Below are 22150 nucleotides of genomic sequence, written 5' to 3'. Positions count from 1 at the left end.
GTCATGTGGGGGCGGACCTGGGGGCCGCAGCCAGGACCATTCCCCACGAGTCGTTTTTCAGAGGCGCCCCGCAGCCTTGAGCGCGAGATACGCATCCGCCAGCTCCGGCGCGAGGGTGTCCGGGCCGGCGTCCACCACCGTGACGCCGTGGCGCTGAAGCTGCTCGGAGGTGCGGCGGCGCTGGGCCTGTGCCTGAGCGCCGGCAGCGGCTTCGTACACGGCGTCGATGGATCCGCGGGCGCGGGTCATCTGCTCGGTGTGCGGATCCGCGACCGAGGCCACCAGCACCGTGTGGCGCTGTGTGAGCTGCGGCAGGACCGGGAGGAGGCCCTCCTCGATGGGGGCCGCTTCCAGGCTGGTCAGCAGGACGATGAGCGAGCGGCGCGGTGCATGCGCCAAGGCTGTTGAGCTGAGACCACGGGCGTCGGTCTCCACGAGCTCCGGTTCCAGAGGTGCCAGCGCGTTCACCACGGCGGGGAGGATGTCCGAGGCGGAGCGGCCCTGGACGCGCGCGCGGATGCGGCGGTCGTACGCGAGCAGGTCGACGCGGTCACCGGCTCGCGTGGCGAGCGCGGTGAGGAGGAGCGCGGCGTCCATCGCCGCGTCGAGGCGCGGAACGTCACCGACACGACCGGCCGAGGTGCGGCCAGTGTCGAGGACGACGAGGATGTGGCGGTCGCGTTCCGGACGCCACGTCCGTACGGCGACCGTGGTCTGGCGCGCGGTCGCACGCCAGTCGATGGAGCGGATGTCATCGCCGGGTACGTAGTCGCGGAGGCTGTCGAACTCGGTGCCCTCGCCTCTGGTGAGCACGCTGGTCCGGCCGTCCAGCTCGCGCAGGCGGGCGAGCCGGGAAGGCAGATGCTTGCGGCTGGTGAAAGGCGGAAGCACTCGTAGGGTCCAAGGCACCCGGTGGCTGCCTTGGCGGGCCGCCAGGCCGAGAGGGCCGTAGGAGCGGACGGTGATGCGTTCGGCGTGCCGGTCGCCCCTGCGTGTGGGGCGCAGGACGGTGGTGAGACGTCGGCGCTCGCCGGCCGGGATGGTGAGTGTCTGCCGTGACGCGGACTGCTCGGTACCGGGCAGCCAGCTGCTGGGCGGCCAGGCGTCGCGCAGGTGGGCGCGCAGTCGGCGGCGGGAAGGGTTGGCGATGGTCAGATGAACTTCCGCTTCGTCACCCAGTCGAACGCTTGTGTCACCGCTTCGGGTGAATCGAAGCGTTCGCACTGGCGCGGCGAGAGCGTAGTCGCACAGAATTGCGAGTGAGAGGGGCGCGTTCACCGCCAGCATCCCGGTCCAGCTGGGGGCCAGGATGCCGACGGGAAGCGAGCCGATGGCGGCGAGGAGCGCGGTTCGTCCGGTGAGGGCCACGGGTCACAGCCTCATCGGGGGACGGGTACGTGGGCCAGGATCGAGGTGATCACGGAGTCTGCGGTGACTCCCTCCATCTCGGCCTCCGGGCGCAGTTGGATGCGGTGGCGCAGGGTGGGAAGGGCCAGGGCCTTCACATCGTCCGGGATGACGTAGTCGCGGCCGGTGAGCCAGGCCCAGGCACGTGCGGTGGAGAGCAGGGCGGTGGCGCCTCGCGGTGAGACGCCGAGACTGAGGGAGGGGGATTCACGGGTGGCGCGGCAGATATCGACGACGTAGCCGGCGATCTCGGGGGAGACCGAGGTCTTGGCGACGGCGGCCCGGGCGGCCTCGAGGTCGGCGGGTCCCGCGGCAGGCCGTACTCCGGCGGCCTTGAGATCGCGGGGGTTGAAGCCCTCCGCGTGGCGTGTCAGGACGTTGATCTCGTCGTCGCGCGTCGGCAGAGGCACCGTCAGCTTGAGCAGGAACCGGTCCAGTTGTGCTTCGGGCAGGGGGTAGGTGCCCTCGTACTCGACGGGGTTCTGGGTGGCGGCGACGAGGAAGGGTTCCGGCAGCGGGCGCGGCGTGCCGTCGACCGTGACCTGGCGCTCCTCCATCGCTTCCAGGAGGGAGGACTGCGTCTTGGGCGGTGTCCGGTTGATCTCGTCGGCGAGCAGCAGGTTGGTGAAGACGGGACCGGGCTGGAAGGAGAACTCGGCGGTGCGGGCGTCGTAGACCAGCGAACCGGTGACGTCGCTCGGCATCAGGTCGGGGGTGAACTGGACGCGCTTCGTGTCGAGTTCGAGGGATGCGGCGAGCGCACGGACGAGCAGCGTCTTTGCGACACCCGGAACGCCTTCGAGGAGGACGTGGCCCCGGCAGAGCAGGGCGACGACAAGACCGGTGACAGCGGGGTCCTGCCCGACCACGGCCTTCGCGATCTCGGTGCGCAGGGCCTCCAGGGAGGCGCGGGCGCTGTCCGAGTTCTCAGGGATCTCGGGGGTCGGGGCACTCATGAGGTGCGTACCTCTCTTTCGAGGGCGTCGAGTTGGTCTGCCAGAAGGATGAGAGCGGCGTCGTCCGTGGGGACCGGGCCGAAGAGAAGCGTTCTGAGGTCGAACTCCGTGGTGTCGCCCGCGCCGGCGAGTCGGGCGGAGACCGCGGGCAGCAGGGAGTCGGGGGAATGGGCGGCCGTGGGAGGCACGCCCAGGAGGGGAGCGAGCCGGGTACGGGTCGCCGTGCGCAGGACGGTTGCCGCGCGGTCGCGGGCGTTGGTCTTGCGGTACAGGCGGGCGCGGCCCTCGGTGGACTCGGACGCGCGGATGGCCACCGGAAGACGTTCCATCACGAGGGGGCCGAGGCGGCGGCCTCGCCAGATGGCGGCGAGGACGGCGGCGAGGGTGAGCTGGAGCGTGCCCCAGAGCCAGCCGGAGGGGACCAGGTCGATGAACGAGGTGTCACCGCCACGTCCGCCGTCCTCTCCGCCGATACCGCCTTCGGCGGCAGAAGGGTCACTCAGCGAAGGGAGGTACCAGACGAGATGAGGGCGGGAACCGAGGAGTTGGAGGGCGAGGGAGGCATTGCCCTCCTTGGCGAGATGCTCGTTGTAGAGGATGTCGGCAGCACCCAGGAGGACCGTGTCGCTGTCCGCGTGCCCCTGGATGCGGAGCAGTGTGGGAAGTCCGTCGCTCAGGTAGCAGCCGTCGGTGTCGCGGAGGTCGGTGGCGTAGCGCTCGCCTCCCAACTCGGCGCTGCCGGCGCGCTGGGCGAGGGGCAGGGTGCACTGCGGAGTCCGCGTCTCGACGGGGGCGCGGCTGTCGGCGCTCACCCCGGGCGCCAGGGTGTCGAGGGAAGGCCGGCCGGGAGCGACGAGGACGGTACGCCCACCGGCCGCATCCATGGCGCTCCGGAGAGCGGCTTGCTGATGTCCGGTCAGGAGGTCGGGGTCGGTGACGAGGACGGTGGTGTCCGCGTTGCCGGCGGTCGTGGCCTCGTCGAGTGTGGTGACCACGCGTGTGGTGACCCCTTGGGCGTCGAGGAGTTCGGCCACCGCGCGGCTGCCGTTGGGGTCGGCGGAGCGCGGGTCGAGCCGTCCATGCTGGTCACCGGAGCGGACGAGGGCCATGACGATGCCGGCCGTGATGAGGATGGCGACGGCGAGCAGCAGTCCCCGCGTGCGGGACCAGATGTGGCGTGGGGTCAGCGACAGGGAGGTGGGAGTGGTGCCGGTCATTCCGCTGCTCCGCCCTCTGCTCCCCGCCCGGCACCGGTCAGCTGGGGCTTCGCCCGCTCCACGGCGTTGTCCAGCCGCTTGAGGCGCTGGTACGCGGACGGGTCGGCCGTGCGGCCGCCGTACGTGACGTCGTCGAAGGTGCGGGCGGCGGATCGCAACTCGTCCGCGTGGTCCGGTAGCGGGCGGCCTGCCTCGGCGGCGGCTTCGTCGGCGGTGCGGCCCGGGCGCGGCTCCAGGAACGTGCGTTCCTCCAGGGAGCGGACGATCCCGCGCATCCGTTCCTGGACGGCCTCGTTCCAGCGGCCGGCTGCGGCGTGCTTCTCGGCGGCGGCGCGGTGTTCGGCGGCACTGCGAGGGCGGTCGTCGAAGAGGGAGTCCGCGGGGACGGCGGTGCGGTGCGGGGTGCCGAGCCGCCACCACAGGGCCCCGACGAGTGCCACGACGACCAGAGCGATGACCACGATGCCCAGCAGCCCCCCGGGGGTGGCAGCGGACGCGGAGTCGAAGATGTCGCCGACCCATTCCCAGAAGCGGTCGAGGGCGCGCTGGAGGATGTTGGGGTCGTTCTCGTGGTACATCGTCTTGGACAGCTCCCGCTCCGCCGCCTCGCGGGCGGGGACGCGGGGGATGTCCACCGGTATGTCGTCGGTGGCGCGGCTCAGCGGCCGCGCCGTCGTCGGGCCCCCCGTGGTGAGCACCGCATCAGCTCCTGGGCGTGGTGTCGCCGGGCGCGGAGCCGTATCCGGCCACGCCCGCGGCGCGGGCCAGTTCGAGGTCGAGGGCTTCGCGGCGGATGCGCTGATCCACGTAGAGCAGGACCGTGACACCGGAGGAGATCGGGTAGGTGATCGCGGAGGAGATGACCGCGCCGATTCCCGTGATGATCAGGAACGCCCATCCGAACTCGGGCTGGCTGCCGGTGAGCAGACCGCTGATGCCCTCGCCGTCGACCGCCAGGCCGATCATGCTGAACGGAATGGCGATGATCATGGAGACCAGGAACAGCAGCAGGATGGTCAGCAGCAGAATGCCGAACACCCGCCACCAGGCGCCGCGGACGAGTTTCGCCGAGCGGCGCATGGCCGGGAGGATGCCCTGCCGTTCCAGCATCAGGGCGGGGGAGGCGAGACTGAACCGGATCATCAGCCAGATCATGACCACGAAGGCGGCGAGGCCGCCCAGGGCGGCGAGCGGGGCCGAGCCGGTGAGCAGTCCGGGGAGCAGTCCCACTGTCATGATCCCGGCGCTCATCAGGGGCAGCAGCAGCGTCAGCCCGAGGAGCTGAGGCAGCCGAGGCCGGGCCTCGGCCCAGGCCTCGGAGAGGCTCACCTGCCGCCCCAGGACGGAGCGGCTGATCACGACGGTGAGCAGCGCGGTGGTGACCAGCGTGCCGATGAGGCTGAGGGCCATGGTCGGGAACAGACCGATGAGGCTCGCCTGCGCTGCTTCGACGGACTGCGCCAGCGCCTCGGCCGGCGTCGCCTCGGGATCGACCTCGGGTACCCGCGGGACCAGGAAGCGCTGGACGAGGATGTCGCCGATCTGGATCAGGACCGAGACGGTGATCGTGAGGCCGAGCACCGTGCGCCAGTGGGCGCGCAGGGTGGAGACCGCGCCGTCGAGGATCTCTCCGACACCGAGCGGGCGCAGCGGGATCACTCCGGGCTTGGCCGCCGGTGGCCGTCCCCAGCCGCCCTGGTGCTGTCCACCGCCCCAGCCGGGTGCCGGAGCCGGACCGGGCCCGGCCGGGCCGGGAGCGGACGGCGGGGACCACTGGCCGGCGGGCGGCTGGTCCTTGGACCACTGCGAGCCCGCGCCCTGCTCGTCGGCGGGCTGCGCGGGTCGCGGGACACCGGCGCCCTGCTCGTCGGAGGGGGAGGATCCGGGCGAGGCCCAGCCCGGAGTGTTGTTCACGGTCGTCCACCTCGTGCATTCGTCGCGGGGCCGGCTCGTCGAGCCGGCTCGGTCACGGTGCCGGGCCGCCCGGCGGGTTGGCAGCCATCGTGCCACGCGCCGTCCGCCGCCGGGCGGGGGCCCGGAACCCGTCGGCACCTTCATTGTCGGTGCATCAGCGGGCAGACTGGGCGGATGGCTGATCAGTACGCACAGACACCGTCCGGTACCGAGCCGCCTGCGCTGCCCGCGCTGCGATGGGAGGAACCCCCGGAGGGCCCAGTGGTCGTACTCCTCGACCAGACGCGGCTGCCCGCGGAGGAGGTCGAGCTGGTCTGTACGGACGTGCACGCCCTGGTCCGGGCCATCCAGACCCTCGCCGTGCGCGGGGCGCCGCTGCTGGGCATCGCCGGTGCCTACGGGGTGGCGCTGGCCGCCGCCCGGGGCTTCGACGTCGAGGAGTCCGCGGCCCTGCTGGCGGAGGCGCGGCCCACCGCCGTGAACCTCGGCCACGGGGTGCGGCGAGTGGCCGGCGCGTACCGGGCGGCGCTCGAGAAGGGCGCGGACAGGCAGCAGGCGGCCGAAGCGGCGCTGGCCGAGGCGCGGGCGCTGCACCGGGAGGACGCCGAGGCCAGTGCCCGTATGGCGGCGCACGGGCTGGCGCTGGTCGACGAGCTGCTGCCGGGAGGGGGCCACCGGATCCTGACGCACTGCAACACCGGGGCGCTCGTCTCGGGCGGCGAGGGCACCGCGTTCGCCGTGGCGCTGGCCGCGCACCGGTCGGGCCGGCTGCGGCGCCTGTGGGTGGACGAGACGCGGCCGCTCCTGCAAGGCGCGCGGCTCACCGCGTACGAGGCGGCCCGGCACGGGCTGGCGTACACGCTGCTCACCGACAATGCCGCCGGCTCGCTGTTCGCGGCCGGGGAGGTGGATGCCGTACTGATAGGCGCGGACCGGATCGCCGCAGACGGGTCGGTGGCGAACAAGATCGGGAGCTATCCGCTGGCTGTAATGGCCAAGTACCACCATGTCCCGTTCATCGTGGTCGCGCCCCTCACGACGATCGATCTCAGCACTCCGGACGGCGCGTCGATAGAGGTTGAGCAGCGGTCGGGGCAGGAAGTGACGGAGCTCACTGCGCCGCCGCAGGTCATGGTGGCGCATGGTGTGACGGGTGGCGGGCTGCCGGTGGCTCCGCTCGGAACGCAGGCCTACAATCCGGCGTTCGATGTCACGCCGCCCGAACTGGTGACGGCCATCGTCACGGAGGAGGGCGCCGTGTCGCCGGTGACCGCGGGAGGAATCGCCGAGCTGTGTGCCAGGTCACGCCAGGTAACGATTAGCTAATGGGATGATGTCGATTATGAAGGGACGTGTCCTTGTCGTCGACGACGACACCGCACTGGCCGAGATGCTCGGGATTGTGCTGCGTGGTGAGGGTTTCGAGCCGTCGTTCGTAGCGGACGGCGACAAGGCCCTTGCCGCTTTCCGGGAGGTCAAGCCGGACCTGGTCCTGCTGGACCTGATGCTGCCCGGCCGTGACGGTATCGAGGTCTGCCGGCTGATCAGGGCCGAGTCCGGGGTGCCGATCGTGATGCTCACCGCCAAGAGCGACACCGTCGACGTGGTGGTCGGGCTGGAGTCCGGTGCCGATGACTACATCGTCAAGCCGTTCAAGCCGAAGGAGCTGGTCGCCCGCATCCGGGCCCGGCTGCGGAGGTCGGAGGAGCCCGCTCCGGAGCAGCTCACCATCGGTGATCTCGTCATCGACGTGGCAGGCCACTCGGTCAAGCGCGACGGACAGTCGATCGCGCTCACGCCGCTCGAGTTCGACCTGCTGGTCGCGCTGGCCCGCAAGCCGTGGCAGGTCTTCACCCGTGAGGTGCTGCTGGAGCAGGTCTGGGGTTACCGCCACGCCGCGGACACGCGGCTGGTGAACGTGCACGTACAGCGGCTGCGCTCCAAGGTCGAGAAGGACCCGGAGCGTCCGGAGATCGTGGTGACCGTCCGTGGTGTCGGTTACAAGGCAGGACCGAGCTGACATGTCCCGCGGCAGTGCTGCTCCGAAGCCCGGGAAGCCGGGAGTCCGTGCGGGGCGGGCTGCCGGTCCGGGGCGGGGGCCCTCGCGTGTCGGCCGGCTGCTCCAGGACGGGACACCGGGCGGCCCGGTGCTCCGGCTCCTCATGCGCTGGGTGCGCCGTCCGCTGCTCCCGGCTCTGCGGCTGTGGCGGCGCAACATCCAGCTGCGGGTGGTCGCCGGCACGCTGCTGATGTCGCTCGGTGTGGTGCTGCTGCTCGGGATCGTCGTCATCGGCCAGGTGCGCAACGGTCTGCTGGACGCCAAGGAGAAGGCCGCCCAGAGCCAGGCCTCCGGCGGTTTCTCCGCGGCGCAGGACCAGGCCAGCTCGCCGCCCGACGGGCAGGTCGGCAGTGGCGAGGGCGGTGCGACCGCGCCGTCGTCGCTGAACTGGCGTTCCGATCTGGTGGTGCAGCTCGCCAGCGGTGGGCAGAGCGCCTTCAACGTGGTGGCGCTGAGCTCCGACTCGGCGGGCACCGCGCCCAGCCGTGGTGCGCGGGCCTCGGGCGGGGTGGAGCCGGCGACGAGCATCCCCGCCGGACTGCGTGATTTCGTCGCGCAGGGCACGGGCACGTTCCAGACGTACACCCGGATCCACTACACCGACGGCAAGGCCTCCGAGGCCGGGCTCGTGCTCGGCAAGCGGCTCAACGACGTCGAGGGCAATTCGTACGAGCTCTACTACCTCTTCCCGCTGACCCAGGAGGAGGAATCGCTCTCCCTGGTCAAGACGACGCTGGCGACGGCGGGGCTGTTCGTGGTCGTGCTGCTGGGCGCGATCGCCTGGCTGGTGGTGCGGCAGGTCGTGACGCCGGTGCGGATGGCGGCGGGGATCGCCGAGCGGCTCTCGGCGGGCCGGCTGCAGGAGCGGATGAAGGTCACCGGTGAGGACGACATCGCCCGGCTCGGTGAGGCCTTCAACAAGATGGCGCAGAACCTCCAGCTCAAGATCCAGCAGCTGGAGGACCTGTCGCGGATGCAGCGCCGGTTCGTCTCGGACGTGTCGCACGAACTGCGGACGCCGCTGACCACCGTGCGCATGGCCGCCGATGTGATCCACGAGGCGCGCGAGGACTTCGACCCGGTGACGGCGCGTTCCGCGGAGCTGCTGGGCGACCAGCTGGACCGGTTCGAGTCGCTGCTGGCCGACCTGCTGGAGATCAGCCGTTTCGACGCGGGCGCGGCCGCGCTGGACGCGGAGCCGATAGACCTGCGGGAGGTCGTGCGCCGGGTCATCGGCGGGGCCGAACCGCTGGCCGAGCGCAAGGGCGGCCGGATCGTCGTCGTCGGCGACGAGCAGCCCGTCGTCGCCGAGGCCGACCCGCGGCGCGTCGAGCGCATCCTGCGCAACCTGGTCGTCAACGCCGTGGAGCACGGCGAGGGCCGGGACGTGGTGGTCCGGATGGCCGCCGCGGGCGGCGCGGTGGCCATCGCGGTGCGTGACTACGGTGTGGGGCTGAAGCCCGGCGAGGCGACGCGCGTGTTCAACCGGTTCTGGCGGGCCGACCCGGCACGGGCCAGGACGACCGGCGGCACGGGCCTCGGCCTGTCCATCGCGCTGGAGGATGCGCGGCTGCACGGCGGCTGGCTGCAGGCATGGGGCGAACCCGGTGGCGGCTCCCAGTTCCGGCTGACCCTTCCGCGTACGGCGGACGAGCCGCTGCGCGGCTCCCCGATACCCCTGGAGCCGGACGACTCCCGGCGCAACCGCGAGCGCGCGGCCGCCGAGGGCCGGGCCGCCGAGATCCAGGACGCCGAGCGGGCGAAGGGCGTGCCCGGCCAGGGGAGCGGGGGCCGTCCGCCGCTGTCCCCGGGCGGGCCGATACCCCCGCGGCCGGGACAGAGTCAGCCGGCCGCGGATCCGACGGCCCTGCCCGGCAACGGTGCCCGGGTGGTGGCACGGCAGGCGGGCGAACGGGCGGGCGACGGCCCCGTACCGGCACAGAAAGCGGATCGGGATCGCAATGCGGATCGGGAGGGCACGGCTCGTGGGCGCTGAGCGTCGTCGGTACGGGCGTGGTCGGACGGGCCGGGGAGCGGCGCTGCTGGGGTGCGCCGCACTGGTGTCCGGCTGTGCGTCGATGCCGGACAGCGGCGATGTGTCCGCGGTGAAGGCCACCCACCCGGGCGACTCCCAGGTGCGGGTGTACCCGGTGGCGCCCCGGGAGAAGGCCCAGCCGGGCGAGATCGTCGACGGGTTCCTGGAGGCGATGACCGGTGACGACCCCGGTTTCGCGACGGCCCGCAAGTACCTGACGAAGGAGGCGGCGCGGACCTGGAAGCCGGAGGAGCACACCACGGTGCTCGCGGCCGCACCCGAACCGCAGCAGCCCGCGAGCCCCGGCAAGCGGGACACCCCCGGTCTGCTGTACCCGCTGTTCGGGCAGCAGATCGCGGCCGTCGACAGCCGGCACGCCTACCAGCCGGTGGCTCCGACCGAGTACACGGGAACGATTCGCCTGGTGCAGGTCCCCGCCGCGGAGGGCAAGGGCAAGGAGTGGCGCATCGACAGTCTGCCGCCGGGGCTGGTGCTCAGCGAGTCGGACTTCCTGCGCAACTACCGTTCCGTAAACAAGTACTACTTCGCCTCCGGCCGCAAGTGGGTCGTGGCCGACCCGGTGTACATCTGGCAGCGGCAGGACCCGGTCACGCGGATGGACCCCGTGGCGCAGACCGTCACGGCGCTGCTCGAAGGGCCGACGAACTGGCTGAAGCCGGTGGTCGACTCGCGTTTCCCGACCGGTGCGGCGCTGCGGGAGGACGTGAAGTCGCTGACTCCCGACGACCAGAACACGCTGAAGGTGCCGCTCAACAAGAAGGCCGACAACGTCGGGCAGGACCAGTGCCGCAAGATGGCGGCGCAACTGCTCTTCACGGTCGGGGACCTGGCGTCCACCAGGGTGGAGCAGGTCGAGCTCCAGCGGTCGGACGGTTCGCGGTTGTGCGTGCTCGGTGAGAGCCAGAAGGAAGACTTCATGGCCGATCCCACCGCTCCCGTGCCGAAGAATCCGTACTTCATCGACGCGGCCGGCCAACTGGCGAGGCTGGACGCCACGGCCAAGGACGTCGGCGATCCGCAGCGGGTGCCCGGACCGTTCGGCAGCGGTGCGACGAAGGTGGGCGCGGTGGCCGTCGCCCGGGACGAGCGGTACGCGGCCGGAGTGGCGCAGGACGGGCGCCAGCTGCGGGTGGCGTCGATCGTCTCCGACACCGAGCTGCCGGAACCGCTCGTGGAGAGCCGGGGCGCCGGACCGGAGCAGCGGCTGTCCGCGCCGACCTGGGACGGGCGCGGCGATCTGTGGGTGGCCGACCGCGACCGGGCGAGGCCCCGGCTGCTGCTGGTCCCGGGAGGCTCCGGCCAGCCCCTGACGGTCACGGCACCATGGCTCGCCGACGGAGTCCGGATCGAGGCGCTGCGGGTCTCGGAGGACGGGGTGCGGATGGCGCTGCTCCTGGAGAAGGACGGCAGGACCACCCTGCACATCGGCCGGGTCCAGCGGCACGGTTCGGGCGCCCAGCAGTCGGCCGCCGTGGTGGACCTGCAGTCCGTCGCCCCGCGGATGGAGGCGGTGGACTCGGTCTCCTGGGCCGGGCCGAGCCGGCTGGTGATGCTGGGCAAGCTGGCGGGCGGCGTGCAGCAGGTGCGCTACCTCCAGACGGACGGCTCCACGTCGACCGCCGGGCTCCCCGGGCTGAACCAGGTCAAGGCGGTGGCGGCGGCCAACGACGACCGGGTGCCCCTGGTGGCGGCCTCCGACGACGGGATCGTGCGTCTGCAGCCCGGCGGCAACTGGCAGCCGATGGCCAAGGGCACGGCGCCGGTCTACCCCGGCTGACACCGCGACGCCGTACGGGGCCGGGGCCGCGGTTTTCCACAGGGCTGGCGGGTGCTCCGCGGCCGGCGGCACAGTGGCCGTCATGCGGGGATGGTGGCGGGAGATCGCCGGGCTCGTGCTGCCCGTCGCCTGCGGCGGCTGCGGCCGCCCGCGGACACCGCTGTGCGAGGAGTGCGGCCGGGCCCTGTGCGGGCGGGTGCGCCGGGTGCGGCCGGCGCCGGAGCCGCCGGGCCTGCCGGTGGTGCATGCGGCCGCGCCGTACGTCGACGCTGTACGGGCGGTGCTGCTGGGACACAAGGAGCGCGGGGTGCTGGGCCTCGCGCAGCCGCTCGGCGTCGCCCTGGCCGGGGCCGTGAGGGCGGCTGCGGCGCCCTCTGCGGGGAGTGCGGCCGGGCCGCTGCTCCTGGTACCGGTGCCGTCCTCGCGGCGCGCCCTCCGGTCACGTGGCCATGATGCGACGCGGCGGATCGCGCTGGCGGCTGCCGGGGAGCTGCGCCGTACGGGTACGGCGGCGCGGGCCCTGCCGGTGCTGCGGCAGCGGCGGGCGGTGTCCGACCAGTCGCGGCTGGACGCCCGGCAGCGGCTGGTCAACATGGCGGGGGCGCTGGAGGTGGCGGCAGGGGCGGGCAGGGTCCTGGCGGAGGGCCGGGCCGTCCTCGTCGACGATCTCATGACGACCGGGGCCTCGCTCGTCGAAGCGGCCCGGGCGCTGCCGGGGCACGTGGGCGCCGCCGTGATCGCCGCGCCGCCGTCGGCATTCGAAACGGCCGAAGCGATCAGGAACTGACCGGCGTTCCGCTTCGTTGCAGTCAGTGACGGAAGAAAAGCACCCGATTGGACGTACGTGCTGGTAGCGGGTGCCGACATCCGTCCGAGCGAGCTATGTTCGGTTGTGAGGAATGGCGGCAAGCCACGCTTCACCGCAAGCACGGCCGCGCTCCCGGACCGTGTCCGGAAAATCGGCAGGACGTCGAAATTCGGTGGGGTGGAAAGCTCGTCCACTGGGGAGGAGGAGGTGAAAGTCGCGAAGTCCGAGACTCCGGTGTTCACCGGGGTCTGGTGCAAAAGGGAGATGCTCGCCGGCCGGTGAGCCGGCGCAGCGATCCGGGAACGGAGTTCTGCGTGGACATCGTCGTCAAGGGCCGCAAGACCGAGGTGCCGGAGCGGTTCCGCAAGCACGTCGCCGAGAAGCTGAATCCGGAGAAGATCCAGAAGCTCGACAGCAAGGTGATCAGCCTCGACGTCGAGGTGTCCAAGGAGCACAACCCGCGGCAGGCCGACCGGTCCGACCGCGTGGAGATCACGCTCCACTCCCGCGGCCCGGTGATCCGGGCGGAAGCAGCAGCCGGCGACCCGTACGCAGCGCTTGATCTCGCGACGAGCAAGCTGGAGGCGCGGCTGCGCAAGCAGCACGACAAGCGCTTCACCCGCCGGGGCAACGGCCGCCTGTCCGCGGCCGAGGTGCCCACCGCCGTCCCGGGCGTGGCACAGATGAACGGCAACGGCGCCACCGCCACCGAGGAGCGGCAGGACGAGATTCCGACCACCAAGGTCGGGCCGCTCGAAGTGCGCGGCGAAGGACCCCTGGTGGTCCGCGAGAAGGTGCACAAGGCCGCTCCGATGCCGCTCGACCAGGCGCTCTACCAAATGGAGCTGGTCGGGCACGACTTCTACTTGTTCGTCGACTCCGAGACCAAGCGGCCCAGTGTGGTCTACCGCCGCCACGCGTACGACTACGGCGTCATCCAGCTCGAGAACGACCCGTTGGCCGGTTCCGAGGCGGGCGGCGCCGGTGGCGCGCTCGGCGGCTGACCGGTAGCCGGTCCCGTCCCCAGATGGTGCCCCTGGAGCGCCCCGTGCGCCCCCAGGGGCACCACTGTGCGACCGCGGGAGCACCACGTCGCCTCCCGGGCATGAAATCATGGCGTCCCACGCCAACCGGTGCTCCAGGACCTGCGGTTGGCGGACCGAACATGGACTCCGGTCCAGGCCTTCAGGGGGAGGAACGATGGCGGACAGCTTCGGCCCGGTGCACCACCCGGGCGGCTCCGACGCCCCGGCGGGCGGGACGGATGCCGGAGGCGGCCCGGGTGACGGGACCGCGGACGACGGCGGTGCGTCCACGTATCGCAAGGAGCCCATCAGGGTGCTCGTCGTGGACGATCACGCGCTCTTCCGGCGCGGCCTGGAGATCGTCCTCGCGCAGGAGGAGGACATCCAGGTGGTGGGTGAGGCGGGCGACGGCGCGGAAGCCGTCGACAAGGCCGCCGACCTGCTGCCCGACATCATCCTGATGGATGTGCGGATGCCCAAGCGGGGCGGTATCGAGGCCTGCACCTCCATCAAGGAGGTGGCCCCCAGCGCCAAGATCATCATGCTGACGATCAGCGACGAGGAGGCCGACCTCTACGACGCGATCAAGGCGGGTGCGACCGGTTACCTGCTCAAGGAGATCTCCACCGACGAGGTGGCCACCGCGATCCGCGCGGTCGCCGACGGGCAGTCGCAGATCAGCCCGTCGATGGCGTCCAAGCTGCTGACCGAGTTCAAGTCGATGATCCAGCGCACCGACGAGCGCCGCCTGGTGCCCGCGCCCCGGCTGACGGACCGTGAGCTCGAAGTCCTCAAGCTCGTCGCCACCGGGATGAACAACAAGGACATCGCCAAGGAGCTGTTCATCTCGGAGAACACCGTGAAGAACCACGTCCGCAACATCCTGGAGAAGCTTCAGCTGCACTCCCGGATGGAGGCGGTGGTCTACGCGATGCGGGAGAAGATCCTCGAGATCAGGTGATCAGCCGTCCAGGGCCGCGACCAGTGCGGTGGCGAGCTCCGGGCGGTCGACACGCTCGACCCGTACCGCGTCGCAGCCCACCCACTCGGCGGCCTCGCGCAGCGCCTGCGCCATGGGACCGACGGCCTTGGGGGAGTCCAGCGACACCTGCCTGGCCACCAGCGTCGTCCCCTCGCGCGCCGGGTCGACCCGGCCCAGCAGCTTCCCGCCCGCCAGCAGCGGCATCGCGAAGTAGCCGTGTATGCGCTTCTGCTTGGGGACGTACGCCTCCAGCCGGTGCGTGAAGCCGAAGATCCGCTCCGTGCGCGCCCGCTCCCAGATCAGCGAGTCGAACGGCGACAGCAGCGTCGTACGGTGGCGGCCGCGCGGCTCGCTCGCCAGCGCCGCCGGGTCGGCCCAGGCGGGCTTGTCCCAGCCCTCCACCCGGACCGGCACCAGGCCGGAGTCGGCGACCACCGCGTCGAACTGCTCGCCCTTGAGCCGGTGGTAGTCGGCGATGTCCGCGCGCGTGCCCACGCCCAGCGCCTCCCCCGCGAGCCGCACCAGACGGCGCAGGCACTCGGCGTCGTCCAGCTCGTCGTGGAGCAGATGGCCGGGGACCGCCCGCTCCGCCAGGTCGTACACCCGCTTCCAGCCGCGCCGCTGGGTGCACACCACCTCCCCGTACATCAGTGCCCGCTCGACGGCGACCTTCGACTCCGACCAGTCCCACCACTCGCCGCCGTTCTTGGCGCCGCCGAGCTCCGTGGCGGTCAGCGGGCCCTCGGCGCGCAACTGCGCGATCACCGCGTCGTACGCGCCGTCCGGCAGGTCGTGGTACCAGTGCGGGCGGGAGCGGTAGGCGCGGCGGCGGAAGGCGAAGTGCGGCCACTCCTCGACGGGCAGGATGCACGCCGCGTGCGACCAGTACTCGAAGGCGTGCCCCTCCGTCCAGTACGCCTCCTCGACCGTCTTCCGGCCGATCGCGCCGAGGCGTGCGTACGGGATCAGCTCGTGGGAGCGGGCCAGCACCGAGATGGTGTCGAGCTGGACGGCCCCGAGCCGGCGCAGGACGCCGCGCACGCCGGCCCGGCGGTCCGGCGCTCCGAGGAAACCCTGGGCGCGCAGCGCGATACGACGGGCCTCGTCAAAGGAGAGTTCCGCGGTGGGAGGCGGCAGGGGCGTCATGGTCCGCACGGTCGTCATGCCCGGCACGATAGACGGGGGCACTGACAGTCAGTCCCCGGCCGGGAGGTACGGGTCGGCGCCGGGCAGGCCCAGGTCCGAGGGGAGCAGCCCGCCGACCCAGCAGTCGCGCAGCGTGCCCTTGTTGGGAAGTGCGGCCCGCAGCACGCCCTCCACCCGGAAGCCGGCCTTCTCCGCGACCGCGCGCGAGCCCGCGTTGCCCACCTCGGCCCGCCATTCCAGCCGGCCGCACCCCTGCTCGGTGAAGGCCCACCGGGCGAGGGCCGTGAGGGCTTCGAGGGTGTAGCCGTTGCCCCGGTGCCCGGCGGCCGTCCAGAAGCCGACCTCGCGCACCGGGCCCGTCCCGCGGATCCCGATGGCCCCCACCAGGGAGCCGTCGGCCGGGGTCACCACGGCGAAGTCGAGGGACCGGCCGGTGTGCCAGTCGTCCGGTACGACCACGCGGGTCCAGTGCTGCGCGTGCTCCCGCTCGTACGGGGAGGGGACGCTCGTCCAGCGCTGGATGGCGGGGTCCTGGCAGGCCGCGTGCACGGCGTCGGCGTCGTCCGGGGCGAAGGGGCGCAGCAACAGGCGTCCGGTGGTCAGGGTGAGGGGCTCCATGACGGGATTCTGCTGCTACGGAGTGGCGCGGGGCGAACACTTTTCGGGTTCGGCGGCACCTTAGGCGCGTCCCGTGCGTTCTCCTTGCGGGCGGCGGTCGGCGCGGCCGTCGGCATCCCGTGGCGGCAGACCTCCCGACGTGGCGGCGTCCTCGCTTACGATGGCCGTTGCGGTGGGGCCCACCTGCCGTGCCCGTGCCAGTGTCCATGACAAGACCCAGTGCCAGGCCCGACCGGCAAGGAGACCAGCCTCAGTGTCCGTCTTCAACAAGCTCATGCGTGCAGGCGAAGGCAAGATCCTGCGCAAACTGCACCGCATCGCGGACCAGGTCAACTCCATCGAAGAGGACTTCGTCAATCTCTCCGACGCCGAGTTGAGGGCGCTCACCGAGGAGTACAAGCAGCGGTACGCCGACGGCGAGAGCCTCGACGACCTGCTTCCGGAGGCGTTCGCCACCGTCCGCGAGGCGGCCAAGCGCGTCCTCGGGCAGCGCCACTACGACGTCCAGCTGATGGGTGGCGCCGCACTCCACCTCGGCTACGTGGCCGAGATGAAGACCGGTGAGGGCAAGACCCTCGTCGGCACGCTCCCGGCGTACCTCAACGCGCTGTCCGGCAAGGGCGTCCACCTGATCACGGTCAACGACTACCTGGCCCAGCGCGACTCCGAGATGATGGGCCGGGTCCACAAGTTCCTCGGACTGTCGGTCGGCTGCATCCTGGCCAACATGACGCCGGCGCAGCGCCGCGAGCAGTACCACTGCGACATCACCTACGGCACGAACAACGAGTTCGGGTTCGACTACCTGCGCGACAACATGGCGTGGTCCAAGGACGAGCTCGTCCAGCGCGGCCACAACTACGCCTGTGTCGACGAGGTCGACTCCATCCTGGTCGACGAGGCCCGTACGCCGCTGATCATCTCCGGCCCCGCGGACCAGGCCACGAAGTGGTACGGCGACTTCGCCAAGCTCGTCACCCGCCTGAAGAAGGGTGAGCCCGGGAACCCGCTCAAGGGGATCGAGGAGACCGGCGACTACGAGGTCGACGAGAAGAAGCGCACCGTCGCCATCCACGAGTCCGGCGTCCAGAAGGTCGAGGACTGGCTGGGCATCGACAACCTCTACGAGTCGGTCAACACCCCGCTCGTCGGGTACCTGAACAACGCCATCAAGGCCAAGGAACTCTTCAAGAAGGACAAGGACTACGTCGTCATCGACGGCGAAGTCATGATCGTTGACGAGCACACCGGCCGTATCCTCGCCGGCCGCCGCTACAACGAGGGCATGCACCAGGCGATCGAGGCGAAGGAAGGGGTGGACATCAAGGACGAGAACCAGACGCTCGCCACGATCACCCTGCAGAACTTCTTCCGCCTCTACGACAAGCTCTCCGGCATGACCGGTACGGCCATGACCGAGGCCGCCGAGTTCCACCAGATCTACAAGCTGGGCGTCGTCCCGATCCCGACGAACAAGCCGATGATCCGCAAGGACCAGTCGGACCTGATCTACCGCACCGAGGTCGCCAAGTTCGCCGCGGTCGTCGACGACATCGAGGAGAAGCACAAGAAGGGCCAGCCGATCCTCGTCGGTACGACGTCGGTCGAGAAGTCCGAGTACCTGTCGCAGCAGCTGTCCAAGCGCGGCATCCCGCACGAGGTGCTGAACGCCAAGCAGCACGACCGTGAGGCGACGATCGTCGCCCAGGCCGGCCGCAAGGGCGCCGTCACGGTCGCCACGAACATGGCCGGCCGTGGTACGGACATCAAGCTCGGCGGCAACCCCGAGGACCTCGCCGAGGCGGAGCTGCGCCAGCGCGGCCTGGACCCGGTCGACAACCCGGAGGAGTGGGCCGCGGCGCTGCCCGCCGCCCTGGAGAAGGCCGAGCTGGCGGTCAAGGCCGAGAACGACGAGGTCAAGGCGCTCGGTGGCCTGTACGTGCTGGGCACGGAGCGGCACGAGTCGCGGCGTATCGACAACCAGCTGCGCGGTCGTTCCGGCCGTCAGGGCGACCCGGGCGAGTCGCGCTTCTACCTGTCGCTGGGCGACGACCTGATGCGGCTGTTCAAGGCGCAGATGGTCGAGCGCGTGATGGCGATGGCCAACGTCCCCGACGACGTGCCGATCGAGAACAAGATGGTCACGCGCGCGATCGCGTCCGCGCAGTCGCAGGTCGAGCAGCAGAACTTCGAGACCCGCAAGAACGTCCTGAAGTACGACGAGGTGCTCAACCGGCAGCGCGAGGTCATCTACGGCGAGCGCCGCCGCGTCCTGGAGGGCGAGGACCTGCACGAGCAGATCCGCCACTTCATGGACGACACGATCGACGCGTACATCCAGGCGGAGACCGTCGAGGGCTTCGCCGAGGAGTGGGACCTCGACCGGCTGTGGGGCGCGTTCAAGCAGCTCTACCCGTGCAACGTCACGATCGAGGAGCTGGAGGAGGCGGCCGGCGACCGTGCCGGGATCACCGCCGAGTTCATCGCCGAGATGGTCAAGGAAGACATCCACCGGCAGTACGACGAGCGTGAGAAGCAGCTCGGCTCGGAGATCATGCGCGAGCTGGAGCGGCGCGTGGTGCTCTCCGTGCTGGACCGCAAGTGGCGCGAGCACCTCTACGAGATGGACTACCTCCAGGAGGGCATCGGCCTGCGCGCGATGGCGCAGAAGGACCCGCTGGTCGAGTACCAGCGCGAGGGCTTCGACATGTTCACCGCGATGATGGAGGGCATCAAGGAGGAGTCCGTCGGCTACCTGTTCAACCTGGAGGTCCAGGTCGAGCAGCAGGTCGAGGAGGTCCCGGTGCAGGACGCGGCCGAGAAGACCTCGCTGGCCAAGGAGGACGCCGTGCCGGCGCAGGCGCGTCCGGAGATCCGGGCCAAGGGCCTGGAGGCGCCGAGGCGCCCGGACCGGCTGCACTTCACGGCGCCGAAGGTCGACGGTGAGGGCGACATCATCGAGGGCGACTTCGAGAGCGGCGACGGGGCGGGCCGGCCGGACGGCGACGGCCTGACCCGCGCGGAGCGGCGCAAGGCCCAGAAGGGCGGGCGTCGCCGCAAGAAGTAGCCCGTGGCGGCGGTACGCCGCTGCCGGGGCCGCTGCGCCGCCGAGCGGAGGCCAGTGATGCAGGCTGCTTGATGGGGGCCGGGTGCGTGGACACGTGCCCGGCCCCCTTCCTGTGTCGCCCGCGGCCCGCGCGTGCGGTTGCCGAAGGGGTGCGCGGGCGCCGGAAGGGAGAGCGCGCGGAGGCGGCAGGGACGAACCGGCCGACCGCCGACGCCCGCCGGGGTGCCCCGGAGGCGATCCGAGCCCCCATGGGGTCCGCCCCCTGCACTTCCGGGTCCCGGATCCGGCCGGCCACCTCAGCTGCGGTCACCGCCCAGTTCCACGGCGGCGCAGCGCCACTTGCGGTCCGGTCCCTGTTCCAGGCGGAACGCCATCGCCCGGACCCGGTCCCCGGTCGCGATGCTCGCGAACGCCTCGACCACACCCGGCCGCAGCGGGAAGACGCCGACCCTGCGGACCACGGGCCGGGCGGCATGCCCGTCCCGCGCGCCCAGGGGCGTGCCGGGAGCCAGCTGCACGAGCTGTTCGTACGCCTCACCGACGGTCTGGCCGAGCATCCAGTGGACGGGGCGCTCGCCGCTGAGCACGGCCAGCAGGCGCTCGGCGAACACGGCGTGCGGGGGCAGCGGCCGGCGGGGCCGTACCGTCCCGGGACGGCGCTGGTCGTGGCGCCCGGCCGGGCGGGTCGTCCTGGCGTGGGTCGTCGTGCGCGCAGTGCGCGGTGCGGCGGTGGTCATGGCGGCCCCGTTCCGTCGGACCCGGCGGTCTACCGGGCGGTAACTTCGGTTGGGGATCTTGTACGGGGACGTCACGGCCGGCCGCAACGGGCGCGGGACGGCGGACCGGAGCCGGGCACGCATCACCTATCCGGGTGGTGGGGCGCGGTGAACACGGGCCTCCGCGGCGTGTGCGAGGCGCTCGTGTGGACGGAGCGACGGGGCGGGAGCCGGACCCGAAAGAGGACACCGCACGTATCCTGAGGGCGTCCGTCGACGAGGAAAGCGGCCTCCCATGCGTGTGTACGTCCCCCTGACGCTCCCCGGTCTCGCTCAGGCGTACAAGGCGGGCGAGATCGGGCCCGGCCCGCTCACCGCCTACGCCGTGACGCCCGGACTGCGCGAGTGGTACGTCTCCGACGACATCGAGGAGCTCGAGTACGCCGCGCTGAGCCGTGCCGCGGCGGCCTCGCTGCGGCTCATCGCAGGCGACCCCGGGGCCGCGCGGCGCCGGATCGTCGTCGCCTTCGACGTCCCGGACAAGGCCGTGAGCGCCGACCCCGACGCGGGACTGGACCCGTCCTCGGTCGGAGAGGTGCGGATCACCGGGCCGGTGGCCCTGGCCAAGGCCGCCGCGGTGCACGCCGACTCCTCCGACGCGGAGGCGGACGTGTCGGCCGCGGCGGACGCGCTGGGCGCGGCGGACCACGGTGACGAGGACGCGCAGTTCACGGTGGACGGGGCCGAGGACCACGAACTGCTGTGGTTCGGGGTGCAGGAGATCCCCGCGCTCCTGGGCTGAAGGGCAGGCCGGGGACGATTGTCAGCGGCTCCCGGTACGGTTTCCGGCATGGGGAAACGCGACACGCACCTGGTGTGGGACTGGAACGGCACGTTGCTCGATGACATCGACGCGGTCATCGGGGCGACGAACGCCGCCTTCGAGGAGATAGGCATGGAGCCGATCACCCTCGCCCGGTACCGCGAGCTGTACTGCGTGCCCGTCCCGCTCTTCTACGAGCGGCTGCTGGGCCGGCTCCCCACGGAGGACGAGTGGGCCCTGATGGACGGGGCCTTCCACCGGCACTACTGGGTGCGGGCCGAGGCGTGCGGGCTGGCGGCCGGGGCGGCGGAGCTGCTGGCGGCGCGGCAGGAGGCCGGGTCCACGCAGTCGCTGCTCTCGCTGGCGCCGCACGAGCAGCTCGTCCCGATCGTGCGGCGGCACGGCATCGACCAGCGGTTCGTCCGGGTGGACGGGCGCGTCGGCGCCTCCACGGCGGGCAAGGCCGCGCACATGGTGCGCCACCTGCTGGAGCTCGGCCCGGCCGTGACGTCGTCGCCGGAGCGGGTCGTCGTCATAGGCGACGCCGCGGACGACGCGGTGGCGGCGGCGCACGTGGGCGCGAAGGCCGTGCTGTACACCGGGGGCTCGCACAGCCGCGCGAGCCTCGAGGCGGTGGGCGTGCCGGTCGTGGACACGCTGGAGGAAGCGGTGGCGGTCGCGGACGAGCTGGTGCCGTAGCGGCGCCTCTCCCGGGCGGGCGGCGGCCGTACGGGCTGCCCGGCTCCACCACTGCCGGTATGCCCCGGCCGGCACGCTGCCGGCGCGGGGCGCACGGGGCTACGACCCGGACGTCCGCGTGCGCAGCAGCTCCAGGAAGGCGCGCATCCAGGCGGGGTGGTCGGGCCAGGCGCGGGAGGAGACCAGCGTCCCGTCGCTGACCACTTCCGCGTCCTGGAAGGTGGCGCCCGCCGCCTGCATGTCGAGCTCCAGGGCCGGGTAGGCGGTCACCCGGCGCCCGTCCAGGGCGCCGACCGCGGCCGTCAGGAGCGGACCGTGGCAGATCTGGGCGACCGGCTTGTCGGCGTCGAAGAAGGACTTGAGGATCTTGCGCAGCTCGGGGTCGTTGCGAAGGTACTCCGGCGCCCGGCCGCCCGGGACCACCACAGCCGCGTACTGGCTCGGCTCGACCTCGGAGAAGGCGAGGTCCGCCGGCCAGGTGTAGCCCGGCTTCTCGGTGTAGGTGTCGTAGCCCGGCTCGAAATCGTGCACCACGAAGCGGAGCTGCTTGCGCGAGGGGGCGGCGATGTGGACCTCGTACCCCTCCTCACGCAGCCGCTGGTAGGGGTACAGGACCTCGAGGGACTCCGCTGCGTCGCCGGTGACGATGAGGATCTTCACGGTCATCACTGCCTGCCTGTGGTGGGAGTGGTTGCCAGAAGGACACGTGTCGCTGTCCAGAGTGTCAAACTTCCGCACCGGGTTTTGTACACATACGGCTCATGACGGGTCCGGGGTGAAGGGCGATAGCCTGGACCCGTGATCAGCGCTATACGCCATGGGGGCAGCGAAGCCCCCGGCCTGCGCCCGGTGCGCCTCAGGGCCCGGGCGAGCGCTGATT

General features: G+C 71.7%; 19 protein-coding genes. 10 read left to right on the top strand and 9 right to left on the bottom strand.

The window, feature by feature from the left end; all coding sequences use genetic code 11:
* Positions 1–57: 57 nt before the first annotated feature.
* The 5 genes from IH00_RS0122855 to IH00_RS0122835 are packed head-to-tail and all read right to left on the bottom strand — an operon-like array spanning position 58 to position 5494.
* On the bottom strand, positions 58–1368 hold the full coding sequence (locus tag IH00_RS0122855; RefSeq protein ID WP_031076521.1) for a DUF58 domain-containing protein: 1311 nt from the start codon (positions 1366–1368) through the stop codon (positions 58–60).
* A gap of 11 nt (positions 1369–1379) precedes the next feature.
* Complete coding sequence (locus IH00_RS0122850) at positions 1380–2363, bottom strand: AAA family ATPase (RefSeq protein WP_031076519.1); 984 nt, start codon at positions 2361–2363, stop codon at positions 1380–1382.
* Positions 2360–3580 (bottom strand): DUF4350 domain-containing protein, encoded by a 1221-nt coding sequence (locus IH00_RS0122845; protein WP_031076517.1) that lies wholly within the window; start codon positions 3578–3580, stop codon positions 2360–2362. The genes IH00_RS0122850 and IH00_RS0122845 overlap by 4 nt, the downstream gene beginning before the upstream one ends.
* Entirely contained in the window at positions 3577–4278 is a 702-nt protein-coding gene (locus IH00_RS0122840; RefSeq protein WP_031076513.1) for a DUF4129 domain-containing protein, read from the bottom strand. The genes IH00_RS0122845 and IH00_RS0122840 overlap by 4 nt, the downstream gene beginning before the upstream one ends.
* Positions 4279–4282: 4 nt before the next feature.
* Entirely contained in the window at positions 4283–5494 is a 1212-nt protein-coding gene (locus tag IH00_RS0122835) for a DUF7847 domain-containing protein (protein ID WP_031076506.1), read from the bottom strand.
* Positions 5495–5668: 174 nt separating this feature from the next.
* Between IH00_RS0122835 and mtnA the strand changes: the two genes are divergently transcribed.
* From mtnA to IH00_RS0122795, 7 genes are all read left to right on the top strand, one after another.
* Complete coding sequence (gene mtnA / locus IH00_RS0122830) at positions 5669–6820, top strand: S-methyl-5-thioribose-1-phosphate isomerase (RefSeq protein WP_031076504.1); 1152 nt, start codon at positions 5669–5671, stop codon at positions 6818–6820.
* 4 nt (positions 6821–6824) lie between these two features.
* Positions 6825–7514 carry a two-component system response regulator MtrA gene (mtrA, locus tag IH00_RS0122825; RefSeq protein WP_199819794.1) on the top strand — a complete coding sequence of 230 codons (690 nt, stop codon included), beginning with the start codon at positions 6825–6827 and terminating at the stop codon, positions 7512–7514.
* A 1-nt stretch (position 7515) separates the two neighbouring features.
* Positions 7516–9549 carry an MtrAB system histidine kinase MtrB gene (mtrB, locus tag IH00_RS0122820; RefSeq protein ID WP_078887905.1) on the top strand — a complete coding sequence of 678 codons (2034 nt, stop codon included), beginning with the start codon at positions 7516–7518 and terminating at the stop codon, positions 9547–9549.
* On the top strand, positions 9539–11386 hold the full coding sequence (locus tag IH00_RS0122815; RefSeq protein ID WP_031076498.1) for an LpqB family beta-propeller domain-containing protein: 1848 nt from the start codon (positions 9539–9541) through the stop codon (positions 11384–11386). Before mtrB ends, IH00_RS0122815 begins: the two co-directional genes overlap by 11 nt.
* An 82-nt stretch (positions 11387–11468) precedes the next feature.
* On the top strand, positions 11469–12173 hold the full coding sequence (locus tag IH00_RS0122810; protein WP_031076496.1) for a ComF family protein: 705 nt from the start codon (positions 11469–11471) through the stop codon (positions 12171–12173).
* A 335-nt stretch (positions 12174–12508) separates the two neighbouring features.
* Complete coding sequence (gene hpf / locus IH00_RS0122800; RefSeq protein WP_031076492.1) at positions 12509–13198, top strand: ribosome hibernation-promoting factor, HPF/YfiA family; 690 nt, start codon at positions 12509–12511, stop codon at positions 13196–13198.
* 196 nt (positions 13199–13394) lie between these two features.
* On the top strand, positions 13395–14180 hold the full coding sequence (locus IH00_RS0122795; RefSeq protein ID WP_031076490.1) for a response regulator: 786 nt from the start codon (positions 13395–13397) through the stop codon (positions 14178–14180).
* Here the strand turns inward: IH00_RS0122795 and IH00_RS0122790 are convergent, their stop codons facing one another.
* Positions 14181–15347, bottom strand: coding sequence for a winged helix-turn-helix domain-containing protein (locus IH00_RS0122790; protein ID WP_031076488.1), 1167 nt, complete (start codon positions 15345–15347; stop codon positions 14181–14183).
* A 48-nt stretch (positions 15348–15395) separates the two neighbouring features.
* Positions 15396–15965, bottom strand: coding sequence for a GNAT family N-acetyltransferase (locus IH00_RS0122785; RefSeq protein ID WP_031076480.1), 570 nt, complete (start codon positions 15963–15965; stop codon positions 15396–15398).
* A 253-nt stretch (positions 15966–16218) separates the two neighbouring features.
* Here IH00_RS0122785 and secA point away from each other — a divergent pair, with 253 nt between their 5' ends.
* Positions 16219–19032, top strand: a complete 2814-nt coding sequence (secA, locus tag IH00_RS0122780; RefSeq protein WP_031076478.1) for a preprotein translocase subunit SecA — start codon at positions 16219–16221, stop codon at positions 19030–19032.
* Between the two features lie 296 nt (positions 19033–19328).
* On the opposite strand, the gene IH00_RS0122775 is transcribed toward secA, so the two are convergent.
* Positions 19329–19769: an Rv3235 family protein gene (locus IH00_RS0122775; RefSeq protein WP_052411566.1), complete on the bottom strand. Its 441-nt coding sequence runs from the start codon at positions 19767–19769 to the stop codon at positions 19329–19331.
* A gap of 274 nt (positions 19770–20043) precedes the next feature.
* On the opposite strand from IH00_RS0122775, the gene IH00_RS0122770 reads away from it, so the two are divergent.
* Both IH00_RS0122770 and IH00_RS0122765 read left to right on the top strand, forming a co-directional pair.
* Positions 20044–20550, top strand: a complete 507-nt coding sequence (locus IH00_RS0122770) for a DUF6912 family protein (protein ID WP_031076475.1) — start codon at positions 20044–20046, stop codon at positions 20548–20550.
* A 48-nt stretch (positions 20551–20598) separates the two neighbouring features.
* Positions 20599–21270 (top strand): HAD family hydrolase, encoded by a 672-nt coding sequence (locus IH00_RS0122765; protein ID WP_031076474.1) that lies wholly within the window; start codon positions 20599–20601, stop codon positions 21268–21270.
* A gap of 99 nt (positions 21271–21369) precedes the next feature.
* Here the strand turns inward: IH00_RS0122765 and IH00_RS0122760 are convergent, their stop codons facing one another.
* A complete protein-coding gene (locus IH00_RS0122760; RefSeq protein ID WP_031076473.1) occupies positions 21370–21936 on the bottom strand; it encodes a DJ-1/PfpI family protein in 567 nt (188 codons plus the stop codon).
* Between the last annotated feature and the right edge of the window lie 214 nt (positions 21937–22150).

This window comes from Streptomyces sp. NRRL S-118 (assembly GCF_000716335.1).
Taxonomy (GTDB): domain Bacteria; phylum Actinomycetota; class Actinomycetes; order Streptomycetales; family Streptomycetaceae; genus Streptomyces.
The sequence above is the reverse complement of the archived record's forward strand: the minus strand, read 5'-3'. Positions and strand labels throughout refer to the sequence as shown.

Bases quoted from the DNA above. Each gene is read 5' to 3' on its own strand.
- IH00_RS0122850 (WP_031076519.1), bottom strand. From the start codon at position 2,363: ATGAGTGCCCCGACCCCCGAGATCCCTGAGAACTCGGACAGCGCCCGC.
- IH00_RS0122845 (WP_031076517.1), bottom strand. From the start codon at position 3,580: ATGACCGGCACCACTCCCACCTCCCTGTCGCTGACCCCACGCCACATC.
- mtnA (WP_031076504.1), top strand. From the start codon at position 5,669: ATGGCTGATCAGTACGCACAGACACCGTCCGGTACCGAGCCGCCTGCG.
- mtrA (WP_199819794.1), top strand. From the start codon at position 6,825: ATGATGTCGATTATGAAGGGACGTGTCCTTGTCGTCGACGACGACACC.
- mtrB (WP_078887905.1), top strand. From the start codon at position 7,516: ATGTCCCGCGGCAGTGCTGCTCCGAAGCCCGGGAAGCCGGGAGTCCGT.
- IH00_RS0122810 (WP_031076496.1), top strand. From the start codon at position 11,469: ATGCGGGGATGGTGGCGGGAGATCGCCGGGCTCGTGCTGCCCGTCGCC.
- IH00_RS0122795 (WP_031076490.1), top strand. From the start codon at position 13,395: ATGGCGGACAGCTTCGGCCCGGTGCACCACCCGGGCGGCTCCGACGCC.
- IH00_RS0122790 (WP_031076488.1), bottom strand. From the start codon at position 15,347: ATGACGCCCCTGCCGCCTCCCACCGCGGAACTCTCCTTTGACGAGGCC.
- IH00_RS0122785 (WP_031076480.1), bottom strand. From the start codon at position 15,965: ATGGAGCCCCTCACCCTGACCACCGGACGCCTGTTGCTGCGCCCCTTC.
- IH00_RS0122775 (WP_052411566.1), bottom strand. From the start codon at position 19,769: ATGACCACCGCCGCACCGCGCACTGCGCGCACGACGACCCACGCCAGG.
- IH00_RS0122770 (WP_031076475.1), top strand. From the start codon at position 20,044: ATGCGTGTGTACGTCCCCCTGACGCTCCCCGGTCTCGCTCAGGCGTAC.
- IH00_RS0122765 (WP_031076474.1), top strand. From the start codon at position 20,599: ATGGGGAAACGCGACACGCACCTGGTGTGGGACTGGAACGGCACGTTG.
- IH00_RS0122760 (WP_031076473.1), bottom strand. From the start codon at position 21,936: ATGACCGTGAAGATCCTCATCGTCACCGGCGACGCAGCGGAGTCCCTC.